Source organism: Piscinibacter sp., from assembly GCF_047600445.1.
In the GTDB taxonomy this organism is placed as follows: domain Bacteria; phylum Pseudomonadota; class Gammaproteobacteria; order Burkholderiales; family Burkholderiaceae_C; genus Piscinibacter.
On record NZ_JASGKT010000002.1, the window covers coordinates 1,977,700 to 1,991,994 of the forward strand.

The following is a 14,295-nucleotide window of genomic DNA, read 5'->3' on the forward strand; positions in this document are numbered from 1 at the left end:
GCTCAGCGCCCGCCCTATTGCACCGGCACGAGGAAGTCGCGGCTGATGCCGACGCCGATGGTGTTGACGCGGTCGAGGAACTGCGTCAGGAAGGCGTGCAGCCCGGTGGCGAGGATCTCGTCGATGCGGCCGAACTGCAGGTCGGCGCGCAGCCGGCCGGCCTGGCGCAGCGTCTCGCCGCTCTGCTCGTTGGCCACCTGGCGCAGGTTGCCCACCACCTCGTGCATGCACGCCGCCAGCGAGCGCGGCATGTCGGGGCGCAGGATCAGCAGCTCGGCCACCTTCTCCGGCAGGATCACGTTGCGGTAGGCCTTGCGGTAGACCTCGAAGCCCGAGACCGAGCGCAGGATCGCCGACCAGTGGTAGAAGTCGTACTCGACGTCCTTGGCCGGCCCGCCGTTGCGCGCCTGGCCCTGGCTCTGCGCCGAGCCGAAGAACTCCAGGTCGGCGGCGTGGAACTTCACGTCGAGCAGCCGCGCGGTGTTGTCGGCGCGTTCGAGGAAGCTGCCGATGCGCAGGAAGTGGAAGGCCTCGTCCTGCAGCATTGTGCCGACCGTGACGCCGCGCGACAGGTGCGAGCGGAACTTGACCCACTCGAACAGCGCGCTCGGGTCGCGCTGGAAGTCGCTGGTGGCGACCATGCGCTGGAACTCCAGCCAGGTCTGGTTCTGCGTCTCCCACACCTCGGTGGTCAGCGTGCCGCGCACCGCGCGCGCGTTCTCGCGCGCCGCCATCAGGCAGGAGCGGATGCTCGACGGGTTCTGCGCGTCGGCCACCATGTACTGCATGACGCTGCGCGCGTCGACGCTGCCGTGGCGGCTGGCGAAGTCGCCGCTCAGCTCGGAGATGCCCAGCAGGCCCTTCCAGCCCTTCTCGGCGGCGTCGGCGGATTGCGGCAGCAGCGAGGTCTGGTAGTTGACGTCGAGCATGCGCGCGGTGTTCTCGGCGCGCTCCATGTAGCGCGACATCCAGAACAGGTGGTCGGCGGTCCTCGAAAGCATGATCGTGTCTCCCCTATGCCTCGAGAACCCAGGTGTCCTTGGTCCCGCCGCCCTGCGACGAGTTGACCACCAGCGAGCCCTCCTTCAGCGCCACGCGCGTCAGGCCGCCGGGCACCGTCTGCACCGTCTTGCCCGACAGCACGAAGGGCCGCAGGTCGATGTGGCGCGGCGCGATGCCGCTGTCGACGAAGGTCGGGCAGGTCGACAGGCTCAGCGTCGGCTGCGCGATGTAGCCCTCGGGGCGCGCCTGCAGCGCCTGGCGGAAGTCGGCGATCTCGGCCTGCGTGGCGGCCGGGCCGACCAGCATGCCGTAGCCGCCCGCGCCGTGCACCTCCTTGACCACCAGCTCGTTCAGGTGGGCCAGCACGTAGCCGAGGTCGTCCGGCTCGCGGCACAGGTACGTGGGCACGTTGTTCAGGATCGGCTTCTCGCCGAGGTAGAACTCGATCATCTTCGGCACGTAGGGGTAGATCGACTTGTCGTCGGCCACGCCGGTGCCTATGGCGTTGGCCAGCGTCACGTTGCCGGCCCGGTACACGCTCAGCAGCCCGGCGCAGCCCAGCGTGGAATCGGGGCGGAACACCAGCGGGTCGAGGAAGTCGTCGTCGACGCGGCGGTAGATCACGTCGACGCGCTTGGGGCCCTGCGTCGTGCGCATGTAGACGAAGTTGTCCTTGACGAACAGGTCCTGCCCCTCGACCAGCTCGACGCCCATCTGCTGCGCCAGGAAGGCGTGCTCGAAGTAGGCGCTGTTGTACATGCCCGGCGTCAGCACGCAGACGGTCGGCTCGTTGACGGCCGCCGGCGCCACCGCGCGCAGCGTCTCGAGCAGCAGGTCGGGGTAGTGCGCCACCGGCTCGACGCGGTGCTGGCTGAACAGCTCGGGGAACAGACGCATCATCATCTTGCGGTTCTCGAGCATGTAGCTCACGCCGCTGGGCACGCGCAGGTTGTCCTCCAGCACGTAGTAGCTGCCGCTGCCGTCGGCGTTGGCGGCGCGCACGATGTCGATGCCGGCGATGTGCGAATAGACGCCGCCCGGCACGTCGACGCCCATCATCTCGGGGCGGAACTGCGCGTTCTTGAAGATCTGGTCGGCCGGGATCAGCCCGGCGCGGATGATCTCCTGCTCGTGATAGACGTCGTGGACGAAGCGGTTCAGCGCGTTGACGCGCTGCGCGAGGCCGCGCTCCATCTCGCTCCACTCGTGCGCCGGGATCACGCGCGGGATCAGGTCGAAGGGGATCAGGCGCTCGGTGCCCGAGCCGTCCTCGTCCTTGGCGCCGTAGACCGCGAAGGTGATGCCGACGCGGCGGAAGATCATCTCCGCCTCCTCGCGCCGCGAGCGCATCGCGTCGTGCGGCTGCTGCGCCAGCCAGCGGTCGTAACCCCGGTAGTGCTCGCGCACCGTGGCACCGGCGGCGTGCATCTCGTCGAAACTCGGTCTCATCGGAATGTCTCCTCGCCGGCAGGGTAGCAAAAAGCAGGCCACTCACCCGTCCACGGGCTCGCCGTCGAGGGAGAGATGCCAGTAGCGCCGCGCGGCGTCACGCTGGCAGCGGCCCGGCCCGCCCTGGTCGGAACGCCACGCCCAGGCGCCGCAGGCCGGGCTCGCCACCAGCGTGCTGCCCAGCGCGCGGTAGCGCTCCACCACCTCGGCCGCCGGGTGGCCGAAGCGGTTGCGGTAGCCGGCCTGCACCACCGCGACCTGCGGCCTGACGGCGTCGAGGAACAGCGGCGTCGAGGACGTGCGGCTGCCGTGGTGCGGCACGACCAGCACGCCGGCGCGCAGCGCCTCGCCGTGGCGGCCGGCCAGGCGCAGCTCCTGCTCGCGCTCGATGTCGCCGGCCAGCAGCGTGACCGGCGCGCCCGCGGCGGCCACGCGCAGCACGCACGACACGGTGTTCGGCCGCGCCGCCGGATCGGCCTCGCCCTCGCGCGGGTGCAGGAACTCGAAGCGCACGCCGTCCCACACCCAGGTCTGGCCGGCGGCGCAGGTGGCGTGCCGCGGCGCCAGCGCGAGCAGCGGGTGATCGGGCGGCAGCGAACTCGAGGTGGAACGCACCGGCAATGCCGACAGCAGCGCGCGTGCGCCGCCGACGTGGTCGGTGTCGCGGTGGCTCAGCACCAGCCGGTCGACCTGCCGCTCGCCGCGGGCGCGCAGCAGCGGCAGCAGCACGCGCGCGCCGGCGTCGCTCTCGCGCGAATACTGCGGGCCGGCGTCGTAGACCAGCAGGTGATGCCGCGTGCGCACCAGCACCGCCGTGCCCTGCCCGACGTCGACCGCGAGCAGCTCGTAGTGGCCGGGCGGCGGGCGTTCCGGCGGCGTCAGCAGCAGCGGCAGCAGCAAGGGCGCGGCGAGCAGCCGCGTGCGCCACGGCAGCGGCAGCACCAGCAGCGCGCCGCCCAGCAGGGCGGCGGCCGAGGCCCAGGCCGGTGCCGCCGGCACGAACCACACCGCCACCGGCAGGCCCGCCAGCCATTGCAGCCACGTCGTCAGCGGCTGCAACAGCCAGGCCGCCAGCGTCCACAGCGGCGGCGCGAGGCTGCCCAGCAGCGCCAGCGGCGTGACCAGCAGCGTGACGAGCGGAATCGCCAGCAGGTTGGCGAAGAAGCCGACCAGCGACACCTGCTGGAAGAACAGCAGCGTCAGCGGCGCGAGGCCCAGCGTGGCGACGAGCTGGGTGCGCACGCCGCCGTGCAGCGCCGCGACGAGGCGCTGCCGCCACGTGGCGGCACCCGAGGCCTCGCCCGGCTCGGACGCCATCAGCAGCGCCACCGCCGCGAACGACAGCCAGAAGCCCGGCTGCAGCAGCGCCCAGGGGTCGACCAGCGTCACCACCAGCGCGGCCAGCGCCAGCACCAGCGGCCAGGGCCAGCGCACGCCGATGCCGCGCAGCAGCACCACCGTGGCCAGCATCCACACCGTGCGCTGCGCCGGTACCGCCCAGCCGGCGAACACCGCATAGGCCGCGGCCACCAGCAGGCCGCCCCAGCGCGCCGCCTGCGGCGCGGGCACGGCCAGCATCGCGCGCGGGCTGCGCCGCCACAGCGCGCCGATGAGCCGCGCCGCGAGCCAGGCGAACATCGTGATGTGCAGGCCGCTGATGGCCATCAGGTGCGCCAGGCCGGTGCTGCGGAACAGCTCCCAGTCCTCGCGCTCGATCGCGCCCTGGTCGCCCACGGCCAGCGCCGCCAGCACGCCGGCGGCGCGCGCATCGGCCACGCGCGCGAAGATCGCGTCGCGCGCCCGCTGGCGCAGCCGCTGCACCGGGTAGCCCGCGCCCTCCTCGATCGGCGGCGGCGGCACGCCGCGCACGTAGCCGGTGGCGCGCACGCCCTGCTCGAACAGCATCAGCTCGTAGTCGAAGCCGTGCGGGTTCAGCGAGCCGTGCGGCCGGCGCAGCCGCACCTCGAAGCGGCGGCGCTGGCCGGCGCGCAGCTCGCGCTGCGCCGGCGAGAGCGCCGCGTCGTCTCGCGAGTCGGCGTACCAGCCCAGCGCGATCAGGCGCGGCAGCGCCAGCGCCGCCCCGTCCACGCTGGCGCGCTCGACCTCGAAACGAAAGCGCACGCCGTTCGGCCCGGGCTGCGGCAGGCTGGCGACGATGCCGACGAGCTGCACGTCGCGCCCTTCGAGCGCCGCGGGCAGGTGCTCGGCCAGGCGCTGGCCGGCGCGCCAGCCGGTGCTGCCGAAGCCGATCAGCGCCAAACCGATCAGGCCGATCACGCCGATCAGGCTGGCCCCGGCCAGGCGCCGCCAGCGCCAGCCGGCCAGCGCCAGCAGCGCGCCCAGGGCACACAGCGCGGCGTAGCAGGCCGGCGCGTCGAGCGCGCGCTGCTGCAACTGCGCACCCGCGCCCAGCGGCAAGGCCAGCAGCGCCGCGAACCACCGCGGCGCGCCCGCCGCCTGCGCTGCCGGTCTGCCTCCCATGCGGCGCAGTGTAGGATTTGCGCCCCGCTTCGAGCGCCCCAGGATCCCCCCATGTCCAACGTCTACGACCGCCTCGCCGAACTGGGCATCACGCTGCCGCCGCTGGCGGTGCCGGCCGCCGCCTACGTGCCCTTCGTGCGCAGCGGCAAGCTGGTGTTCCTCTCCGGCCACATCGCCAAACAAGACGGCAAGCCCTGGGTCGGCCAGCTCGGCCGCGAGATCGACACCGCCACCGGCCAGCAGGCCGCGCGCGCCGTCGCCATCGACCTGCTCGGCACGCTGCACGCCGCGGTGGGCGATCTGAACCAGGTCGAGCGCATCGTCAAGGTGATGAGCCTGGTCAACAGCACGCCGGGCTTCACCGAGCAGCACCTGGTCACCAACGGCTGCTCCGAGCTGCTCGGCGCGGTGTTCGGCGACAAGGGCGCGCATGCGCGCAGCGCCTTCGGCGTGGCGCAGATCCCGATGGGCGCCTGCGTCGAGATCGAGCTGATCGCGCAGGTGGCGTGAGCGCTCCGATGAAGCTCGCGCCGCGCGGCTGGCTGCTGGCGGTGGCCGCGCTGTCCATCGCGGCGGTGCTGGCCGCGCTGTTCACGCAGTACCAGTGGGACATGCAGCCCTGCCCCTGGTGCATCCTGCAACGCGTGCAGTTCGTGCTGGTCGCGCTGCTCGCGCTGGCCGCCGCCTTCCTGCCCGGGCGGCGGCTGTTCGCCGGCCTGGGCGTGCTGGCCGCCGCCTCGGGCATCGCGGCGGCGCTGTGGCAGCACTTCGTCGCCGCCAAGTCGAGCTCTTGCAAGCTGACGCTGGCCGACAAGATCGTCAGCGGCCTCGGCCTGGACCGCGTGCTGCCCTCGGTGTTCGAGGTGCGCGCGAGCTGCGCCGACGCGGCGGTGAACCTGCTCGGCCTGCCCTACGAGTTCTGGAGCCTGGCGCTGTTCGTCGTGGCGATCGCGCTGACGATCCCGGCACTGCGCGCTCAGCCGGCCCTCAGCACGCGCTGAGCCTTCATGCCCTCGACCGCCCTGCCCTTGCGCGCCCGCTTGCCGGCGTAGGCCGCGAGCGCCGCGCCCTTCAGCACTTCCTCGCGCGGCTTGCCCCCGCGCAGCGCGGTGCCCGTCACCTGCAAGGCCTGAGAGAACGCCGCCACGCTGACCAGCGCGTCTTTCGCGTCGAGGTCGATCAGCGTCAGCCCGCGCCCGCCGTTGGGCTGCAGCTTCAGTTCGTCGAGCCCGAAGCTCAGCAGCCGGCCGGTCAGCGACAGGCAGGCCACCTGCGTGGCGCCGTCGGCCAGCGCCGGCGGCAGCGGCTTCTCGTCGGCTTCCAGGCTCAGGAAGCTCTTGCCGCCCTTCTGGCGCGCCACCAGGTCGCCGAGCCGGGCCAGCAGCCCGAAGCCGCCGGTGCCGGCCAGCAGCAGCGTGGTGGCCAGGCTGCCGGCGAGGTAGTGCGCCGGCTGCGTGCCGCTTTCCAGCTCGATCAGCGTGGTGATCGGCTGGCCGTCGCCGCGCCCGCCGGGCAGGCCGGCCACGGATGTCGAATAGGCGCGCCCGTTGCTGCCGATCACGATCAGCGGGTCCACGCTGCGGCAGGCAAAGGCGCCGTACAGCCCGTCGCCGGCCTTGAACGAGAGCGCGCCGGCTTCCACCTCGTGGCCCTTGAGCGCGCGCACCCAGCCCTTGAGGCTGACCACCACCGTCACCGGCTCGTCGATCACCTTCACCTCGGCGACGGCGCGGCGCTCCTCCTGGATCAGCGTGCGGCGTTCGTCGCCGTACTGCTTCGCGTCGGCCTCGATCTCCTTGACCACGGTGCGCTTCAGGCTCGCCGGGCTGCCGAGGATGTCTTCCAGCTTCGCCTGTTCGGCGCGCAGTTCCTTCAGCTCCTGCTCGATCTTGATGGCTTCGAGCCGCGCGAGCTGGCGCAGCCGGATTTCGAGGATGTCCTCGGCCTGCCGGTCGCTGAGCTTGAATCGTTCGATCAGCGCCGCCTTCGGCTCGTCGGCGTTGCGGATGATGCGGATCACCTCGTCGATGTTCAGCAGCACGAGCTGCCGGCCCTCGAGGATGTGGATGCGGTCCAGCACCTTGCCCAGCCGGTGCTGCGTGCGCCGCTGCACGGTGGCGAGGCGGAAGGCGATCCACTCGGCCAGCACCTGGCGCAGGCTCTTCTGCGTCGGCCGGCCGTCGGCGCCGATCATCGTCAGGTTGACCGGCGCGCTGCTCTCCAGGCTGGTGTGCGCCAGCAGCACGTTGACCAGCTCCTGCTGCTCCACCGTGCGCGACTTGGGCTCGAACACCAGGCGCACCGGCGCGTCCTTGCTCGATTCGTCGCGCACCGCGTCGAGCACCGCGAGCACCGTCGTCTTGAGCTGCACCTGCTCGGTCGACAGCGCCTTCTTGCCCGCCTTCACCTTCGGGTTGGTCAGCTCCTCGATCTCCTCCAGCACCTTGGCGGCGCTCGCGCCCGGCGGCAGTTCGGTGACGACGAGCTGCCACTGGCCACGCGCCAGGTCTTCGATCTTCCAGCGCGCGCGCACCTTCAGGCTGCCGCGGCCGCCGGCGTAGGCGGCGCGGATGTCGTCGGCGCTGCTGATGATCTGCCCGCCGCCGGGGAAGTCAGGCCCCGGGATCAGCGCGGCCAGTTCGTCGTCGCTCAACTTGTCGTTCTTCAGCAGCGCCACCGCGGCGGCGGCCACTTCGCGCAGGTTGTGGCTGGGCACTTCGGTGGCCAGGCCCACGGCGATGCCGCTGGCGCCGTTGAGCAGCACGAAGGGCAGCCGCGCCGGCAGCAGCCGGGGCTCCTGCGTCGAGCCGTCGTAGTTGGGGATGAACTCGACCGTGCCCTCGTCGATCTCGTCGAGCAGCAGCCGCGTGATCGGCGCCAGGCGCGCCTCGGTGTAGCGCATCGCGGCCGCGCCGTCGCCGTCGCGGCTGCCGAAGTTGCCCTGGCCGTCGATCAGCGGGTAGCGCTGGCTGAAGTCCTGCGCCATGCGCACCAGCGCGTCGTAGGCGGCCTGGTCGCCGTGCGGATGGAAGCGGCCCAGCACGTCGCCGACCACGCGCGCGCTCTTGACGGGCTTGGCGCCGGCGTTGCCCGAGAAGGCCAGCCCCATCCGCTCCATCGCGTAGAGGATGCGCCGCTGCACCGGCTTCTGGCCGTCGCACACGTCGGGCAGCGCGCGGCCCTTGACCACGCTCAGCGCGTACTCCAGATAAGCCTGCTCGGCGTACAGCGACAGCGCGACGGCGTCGTCGCCCGGGTTCTGCGTCGGGGAATCGAAAAGGTCGTTCATAAGCGGGCGGCATTCTCGCGCAAACCCGCGCGGGCCCCGCGGCCGGGGGCGCTCAGGCGCGCTGCAGCACGCGGATCAGCACGTCGATCACGTCCTGCCCGTCGGGCGAGCGCAGGCGGTGGCGGCGCAGCGACTGCGCCAGCTCGCCGCGTTCGAGAAGCTGCGTGTCGGCGCGCAGCAGCACGTTGGCGATGGCGCGCTGCACCTGCAGCGAGCGCGTGCGGCGGAACAGCGCGGTGATCTGCTCCAGGCTGCGCGCGTCGGAGACGCGCTGCCGCGCCAGCGTCTCCAGCGCGCGCACCTGCGCCTCGGTGCCGGCCAGCCGGCCGATGTCGGCGGCGATGGCCTGCACCTCGCCGGCGCCGGCCAGCGGGCGGTGGCGCAGGTAGGTCTGCGCGATCTCCACCTCGTCGGGCCGCGCGCTGGTGAGCGCGCGCACGGTGCGGTCGTGCGCCGGCGACGCGCCCAGGCAGGCCAGCACCGCGGCATGCGCCACCTTGGCTGTGTCGGCCGCGCCGCTGGCGGTGACGCGGTCGAGCAGGCCCTCGCGCGACAGCGGCGAGGCGCACACCAGGTCGACCTCGTGGCGCGCGATGCCGTCGCGCCGCGCCATGCGCGTGGTGATCATGCGCACGAACTCGTCCTGCTGCTGAGCGTCGGTCAGCCAGCCCAGGCTGCGCGCCAGGTCGATCATGCGCGACTGCACCACCGCGAGGTCGGCGTCGCGCGCGAAGTCGAGGAAGCGCTCGCGCGCCGGCAGGTCGCGGCGGATCGCGTCGAAGGCCTCGGCCACGTCGGGGCGCAGGCGCTGCGCGGCGCTCACCGTGCCGAGGTAGTGCTCCAGGTGGTCGAGCAGCATGCGCACCTCGGCCGCGTCGCGCCGCAGCACCTGGTGCACGAAGGCCATCTTCTGCGCGGTGCCGCGGCGTTCGTCGGCGAGGCTGCAGATGTCGTTGCGCAGGCCGATGTGCGGGTCGGCGTCGGTGACGCCGCGCGCGCTGACCATCGAGCTCGGCCCGAAGGCGGCCAGCAGCGCGCCGCTGGGCCGGCCGCTGGCCACCTCGCCGGGCGGCGCGCTTTGCAGCACGCGCTCCAGCAGCGGGCCGGCGTAGCGCCCCAGCGGCGCCTTGGACGAGAAGCCGTACAGCAGCGGCACGTCCTTGAAGATGTGGCGCAGCCGCTCGCGGTTGCTCTCGCCGTAGTGCTCGCCGAGCTTCGCCGCGCTGCGCTGCGCCTCGTCCGGCGACAGGCCGCCGCGTTGCAGGCTGCGCAGCACCTCGCTGCCGGCGCTGCGGCGCGGCTCGGTCTTCAGCGTGTTGCAGCCGAACAGGTAGACCTCCTTGAGCTGCGCGAACACGCCGCAGGAGTCGCTGCACGAGGCCTGCTGCAAGTCCTGCACCGGCAGGGCCTCGCGGTTCTCGAAGCGGTCGGTGTAGAACTCGCTGCCGTCGTCGAAGTGGCCGGAGATCACCAGCGCGTCGCAGCGCACGCCGCTGCGGCAGGCCTGCGCGAACCAGTCGGGCTGGCCGTGCTGGACCAGCTCGACGAAGCGGTAGTCGGCGCCGGGGAGCTGGCGCATCATCACGTCGCGCTCGTCGGGCGAGTTGATCGTGATGGTGCACACCGTCCGGGGCTCGGCCAGGGCCGCCGCAGGCCAGGCGGCCAGCACGGCCAGGCCGAGCGACAGGGAACGGGCGAGAAGCTTCATGCGATCAGTTTTCCATGCCGCGCGGCGACGATGCAAACACCTGTAAGCGGCGCGCCAGGGCTCAGGACACGCCCAGCAGAGCGATCAGCGCGTCGATGGTTCCCTCGCGGCCCGCATCGCGCCTGAGCGATGTCAAGGTACGGCGCAATTCCGGCGCATCGAGCGCCGAGCGGTCGGCGCGCAGCAGGATGCCGGCCACCGCCGTCTGCACTTCCGCCGAGGACGTGCGCCCGAACAGCGCCACCAGCGTCTCCAGCACCTCACGGTCGGATACATAGTGGCGGCCGAGCGCCTCCAAAGCGCGCACCTGCGCCGCGCCGGGCGCCATCGCGGCGATGTCGTCGGCCAGGCGGCGCAGCTCCGGCGCATCCTCGACCGGGTGGTGGCGCAGATAGGCCTGCGCGAGCTCCACGTCGGCCTCGCGCGGCGAGAGCAGCGCTTGCAGCGTCTCGGCGCGATCGGCCGCGCTGCCCAGGCAGGCGCGCATCGCGGCCTGCGCGGTGCCGCCGGCGGCCGGCCACGGCGCCGCGCCACCGGCGCCACCGGTGCCATCGGCAAAGCGGCCGTCGAGATGGCCGTCGGCGTTGAGCTGGCAGGCCAGGTGGATCTCGCTGACGCCCAGCTCGGGGCGCGTGTACAGCTCGGCCAGCATCGCCATCAGCTCGTCGTCGCGCTGCGCCGCGGTGAGCCAGCCGGCGTCGCGCGCCAGGTCGAACATCGCCACGCGCGTCTCGGGGCGGTCGGCGCGGCGCGCGTAGGCCAGCACGCGCTCGCGCGCGCCCTCGTCGCGCGCGATCGCCTCCAGCACCTCGGCGGCCATCGGGTCGTGGCGCACGCTGGCGTCCAGCGATTCGCGCAGGCGGCGGATGCGGTCGAGGTACAGCCGCGTTTCGCCCACGTGGCGCTGCAACAGCCCGTGCACGAAGGCCAGCTTGGCGGCCACCGCGCGGCGCTCGTCGGCGAACTGGCACATGTCCTGGCGCGACTGCCAGTACGGGTCGGCGGCGGTCATGCCGGAGACGGCCGTCATGCCGAAGTTCGAGAAGGTATTGAGCAGCGCGCGGCTCGGCCGGCCGCGCGCCAGATCGCGCTCGCCCGACTGGCGGAAGTAGCGGTCCAGCACGCCGCCGGCGATGTGGCCCAGCGGCGCGGTGGACGCGAAGCCGTAGATCACCGGCACGCCCTTGAACACCTGGCGCATGCGGTCGCGGCTGCTCTCGCCGTGCGCGGCGGCCAGCGCGTTCAGCTCGCGCTCGGCGCGCTCCCTGGACAGCCCCTCGCGCACCAGGCTGCGCACCACCTCGGCGGTGGCGCCGCTGTGCGGCGCGGGGTTGAGCGTGTTGCAGCCGAACAGGTAGACCTCCTGCAGCCGCGCGAACAGCGAGGGGCACGAGCCGCTGCACGACACCCGCTCCAGCTCGCTGACGGGCAGGAACTCGCGCGCGTCCAGGCTGTCGGGGAAGAACTCGTTGCCGCCGTCGTAGTGCGCCGAGATCACCAGGATGTCGCAGAAGACGCCGGCGCGGCACGACGAGTCCAGCCAGTCGGGCCGGCCGCGCTCCACCAGTTCGACGAAGCGGTACTTCTCGGTGCCGAGGTGGCGGCGGAAGCTCTCTTTCTCGTCGGGCGAGTTGACGGTGATGGTGCACACCGTCCTGGGCTCCACCGCTGTTGCGGCCGCCGCGGCGGCCGGCGCCAGCAGCGCCAGCCAGGCCGCGGCCGCCCAGGCGCGCATCAGGCCGCTCCCTGCTCGCGCTCGCGCAGCAGCGCGGCGTGCTCGGGTTCGAGCAGCGACATCACGATCAGCGAGTCGTAGCCCTGGTCGGTGCGCACGCTCTCGCGCAGCCGCCCTTCCTCGACGAAACCCTCGCTGCGGTACAGCGCCTGGGCGCGCTCGTTGCGCGCCTTCACGTCGAGCCAGAAGCGGTGCGCACCGAGGTCGCGGAAGGCCATCCGCGCCAGCAGCCGCACGCAGGCGCGGCCCAGGCCCAGGCCCTGGTCTTCGGGCAGCAGCACCATGCGCTTGAGCTCCACCGAGCGGTGCGGATTGCGGCAGCCCTGCAGGATCACGAAGCCGACGCGCTCGTTGTCGGCGCCGCGCTCGACGATGAAGTGGCGGAAGTCGGGGAAGCGGATCGCGCCCTCGTGCTGGGTGCGCTCCCAGGGCGTGATGAAGGGCAGGTTCGATTGATCCTGCTCGACGGCGATCACGAAGTCGAGATCCGACGCCATCGTCGGCCTGAGGCGGATGTTCATGACGCGGGCCGAGCGCTGGGCCGCTCCCGAGCCGGCCCGCATCCCCTCGGGGGATCGGCCGACGTACCCGTCGGACGAGGGGCCGCAATCACACGTCGATCTCCACGTCGTCGCCGCGCAGTTCCATCAGCTCGCGGCGCGCCTGCGCCTCGCCCTTGCCCATCAGCTTGGTCAAGGCCTCGACAGTGGCCGCGAAGCCGTGCGCGCCGAAGCTCACTTGCAGCAGCCGGCGCGTGTCGGGGTTCAGCGTGGTGTCCCACAACTGCTCGGCGTTCATCTCGCCCAGGCCCTTGAAGCGGCTGATGGTCCAGCTGTTCTCGCGCGCGCCTTCCTTGCGCAGCTTGTCGAGCGCGGCGGTGAGTTCACCCTCGTCGAGCGCGTAGATCTTCGCCGCCGGCTTCTTGCCGCGCGCCGGCGCGTCGACGCGGAACAGCGGCGGCTTGGCCACGTGCACGTGGCCGCGTTCGATCAGCCTGGGGAAGTGGCGGAAGAACAGCGTCAGCAGCAGCACCTGGATGTGCGAGCCGTCGACGTCGGCGTCCGACAGGATGCAGACCTTGCCGTAGCGCAGGCCGGAGAAGTCGGGCTCGTCGTTCGGGCCGTGCGGGTCGACGCCCACCGCCACCGCGATGTCGTGGATCTCGGTGTTGGCGAACAGGCGGTCGCGCTCCACTTCCCAGGCGTTGAGCACCTTGCCGCGCAGCGGCAGGATGGCCTGCGTCTCCTTGTCGCGGCCCATCTTGGCGCTGCCGCCGGCCGAGTCGCCTTCGACCAGGAACAGCTCGTTGAAGGCGGTGTCGCGGCTCTCGCAGTCGGTCAGCTTGCCGGGCAGCACGGCCACGCCCGAGCCCTTGCGCTTCTCGACCTTCTGGCCGGCGCGCTGGCGCGTCTGCGCCTGGCGGATCACCAGCTCGGCGAGCTTCCTGCCGAGGTCGACGTGCTGGTTCAGCCACAGCTCCAGCGCCGGCTTCACGTAGGTCGACACCAGCCGCAGCGCGTCGCGCGAGTTCAGCCGCTCCTTGATCTGGCCCTGGAACTGCGGGTCGAGCACTTTCGCCGAGAGCACGAAGCTGGCGCGCGAGAACACGTCTTCGGGCATCAGCTTCACGCCCTTGGGCAGCAGCGAGTGCAGTTCGATGAAACCCTTGACCGCGCCGAACAGGCCGTCCTTCAGGCCCGACTCGTGCGTGCCGCCGGCCGGCGTCGGGATCAGGTTGACGTAGCTCTCGCGCATCACGTTGCCGTCGTCTGTGAAGGCCACGCACCAGGCCGCGCCCTCGCCTTCGGCGAAGTTCTCGGTCTCGGCGGCCTCGGCGTAGTGCTCGCCTTCGAACAGCGGGATGATGGGGTCGGCCGCCAGCGTCTGCATCAGGTAGTCGCGCAGGCCGCCCTGGTAGAGCCACTGCTGTTTGTCACCCGACTTCTCGTGCGCCAGCGTCACCGTCACGCCCGGCATCAGTACCGCCTTGCTGCGCAGCAGGTGCGTCAGCTCGCCCCTGGGCAGATCGGCGCTCTCGAAATACTTCGCGTCGGGCCACACGCGCACGGTGGTGCCGCTCTTGCGGTCGCCCCCCTTCGCCGATGCATCGGCCTTGCGCGTCTTCAGCGGCTCGACCACGTCGCCCCCGGCGAACGCGATCGTCGCCACCTGGCCGTCGCGGTACACCGTGACCTCGAGCCGCTTGGCCAGCGCGTTGGTCACGCTGACGCCCACGCCGTGCAGGCCGCCGGAGAAGCTGTAGGCGCCGCCCGCGCCCTTGTCGAACTTGCCGCCGGCGTGCAGCCGCGTGTAGACGATCTCGACCACCGGCACCTGCTCCTCGGGGTGCAGGCCGACCGGGATGCCGCGGCCGTCGTCTTCCACGCTCACCGAGCCGTCGACGTGCAGCGTCAGGTCGATGCGCCGGCCGTGGCCGGCCAGCGCCTCGTCGGCGGCGTTGTCGACCACTTCCTGGACGATGTGCAGCGGGTTGTCGGTGCGCGTGTACATGCCCGGCCGCTGCTTGACGGGCTCGAGCCCCTTGAGAACGCGGATCGAGGCCTCGCCGTAGCTGCCCGGGGTCTTGCTCTTGCTTGCCATGCGCGGGATTCTAGGAGCGGTGACAATCGT

General features: G+C 72.1%; 10 protein-coding genes. 2 read left to right on the forward strand and 8 right to left on the reverse strand.

Translation table 11 applies throughout. From position 1 onward, the window contains the following. Positions 1 to 14 precede the first annotated feature (14 nt). From QM792_RS13440 to QM792_RS13450, 3 genes are read right to left on the reverse strand one after another with little or no spacing between them, the layout of a single operon-like run. The gene (locus tag QM792_RS13440; protein ID WP_415150611.1) at positions 15 to 1,001 is read right to left on the reverse strand and encodes an alpha-E domain-containing protein; all 987 of its coding nucleotides are present in this window, start codon (positions 999 to 1,001) and stop codon (positions 15 to 17) included. A gap of 13 nt (positions 1,002 to 1,014) precedes the next feature. After that, positions 1,015 to 2,451: a circularly permuted type 2 ATP-grasp protein gene (locus QM792_RS13445; RefSeq protein ID WP_415150612.1), complete on the reverse strand. Its 1,437-nt coding sequence runs from the start codon at positions 2,449 to 2,451 to the stop codon at positions 1,015 to 1,017. 42 nt (positions 2,452 to 2,493) lie between these two features. Further along, complete coding sequence (locus QM792_RS13450) at positions 2,494 to 4,932, reverse strand: DNA internalization-related competence protein ComEC/Rec2 (RefSeq protein WP_415150613.1); 2,439 nt, start codon at positions 4,930 to 4,932, stop codon at positions 2,494 to 2,496. Between the two features lie 51 nt (positions 4,933 to 4,983). Between QM792_RS13450 and QM792_RS13455 the strand changes: the two genes are divergently transcribed. Both QM792_RS13455 and QM792_RS13460 read left to right on the forward strand, forming a co-directional pair. Then, complete coding sequence (locus QM792_RS13455; RefSeq protein WP_415150614.1) at positions 4,984 to 5,442, forward strand: RidA family protein; 459 nt, start codon at positions 4,984 to 4,986, stop codon at positions 5,440 to 5,442. A gap of 8 nt (positions 5,443 to 5,450) precedes the next feature. Continuing rightward, a complete protein-coding gene (locus tag QM792_RS13460) occupies positions 5,451 to 5,933 on the forward strand; it encodes a disulfide bond formation protein B (RefSeq protein ID WP_415150615.1) in 483 nt (160 codons plus the stop codon). On the opposite strand, the gene parC is transcribed toward QM792_RS13460, so the two are convergent. The 5 genes from parC to QM792_RS13485 form a co-directional block, all read right to left on the reverse strand. Then, positions 5,909 to 8,221, reverse strand: a complete 2,313-nt coding sequence (parC, locus tag QM792_RS13465; RefSeq protein ID WP_415150616.1) for a DNA topoisomerase IV subunit A — start codon at positions 8,219 to 8,221, stop codon at positions 5,909 to 5,911. The genes QM792_RS13460 and parC overlap by 25 nt on opposite strands. A gap of 52 nt (positions 8,222 to 8,273) precedes the next feature. Next, complete coding sequence (locus QM792_RS13470; protein ID WP_415150617.1) at positions 8,274 to 9,929, reverse strand: hypothetical protein; 1,656 nt, start codon at positions 9,927 to 9,929, stop codon at positions 8,274 to 8,276. Positions 9,930 to 9,990: 61 nt separating this feature from the next. Then, positions 9,991 to 11,664, reverse strand: a complete 1,674-nt coding sequence (locus QM792_RS13475; RefSeq protein WP_415150618.1) for a hypothetical protein — start codon at positions 11,662 to 11,664, stop codon at positions 9,991 to 9,993. Next, positions 11,664 to 12,185, reverse strand: a complete 522-nt coding sequence (locus QM792_RS13480; RefSeq protein WP_415150619.1) for a GNAT family N-acetyltransferase — start codon at positions 12,183 to 12,185, stop codon at positions 11,664 to 11,666. Before QM792_RS13480 ends, QM792_RS13475 begins: the two co-directional genes overlap by 1 nt. Positions 12,186 to 12,273: 88 nt before the next feature. Further along, entirely contained in the window at positions 12,274 to 14,265 is a 1,992-nt protein-coding gene (locus QM792_RS13485; protein WP_415150620.1) for a DNA topoisomerase IV subunit B, read from the reverse strand. Between the last annotated feature and the right edge of the window lie 30 nt (positions 14,266 to 14,295).

Bases quoted from the DNA above. Each gene is read 5' to 3' on its own strand.
- QM792_RS13440 (WP_415150611.1), bottom strand. From the start codon at position 1,001: ATGCTTTCGAGGACCGCCGACCACCTGTTCTGGATGTCGCGCTACATG.
- QM792_RS13450 (WP_415150613.1), bottom strand. From the start codon at position 4,932: ATGGGAGGCAGACCGGCAGCGCAGGCGGCGGGCGCGCCGCGGTGGTTC.
- QM792_RS13485 (WP_415150620.1), bottom strand. From the start codon at position 14,265: ATGGCAAGCAAGAGCAAGACCCCGGGCAGCTACGGCGAGGCCTCGATC.
- parC (WP_415150616.1), bottom strand. From the start codon at position 8,221: ATGAACGACCTTTTCGATTCCCCGACGCAGAACCCGGGCGACGACGCC.
- QM792_RS13475 (WP_415150618.1), bottom strand. From the start codon at position 11,664: ATGCGCGCCTGGGCGGCCGCGGCCTGGCTGGCGCTGCTGGCGCCGGCC.
- QM792_RS13480 (WP_415150619.1), bottom strand. From the start codon at position 12,185: ATGAACATCCGCCTCAGGCCGACGATGGCGTCGGATCTCGACTTCGTG.
- QM792_RS13460 (WP_415150615.1), top strand. From the start codon at position 5,451: ATGAAGCTCGCGCCGCGCGGCTGGCTGCTGGCGGTGGCCGCGCTGTCC.
- QM792_RS13445 (WP_415150612.1), bottom strand. From the start codon at position 2,451: ATGAGACCGAGTTTCGACGAGATGCACGCCGCCGGTGCCACGGTGCGC.
- QM792_RS13455 (WP_415150614.1), top strand. From the start codon at position 4,984: ATGTCCAACGTCTACGACCGCCTCGCCGAACTGGGCATCACGCTGCCG.
- QM792_RS13470 (WP_415150617.1), bottom strand. From the start codon at position 9,929: ATGAAGCTTCTCGCCCGTTCCCTGTCGCTCGGCCTGGCCGTGCTGGCC.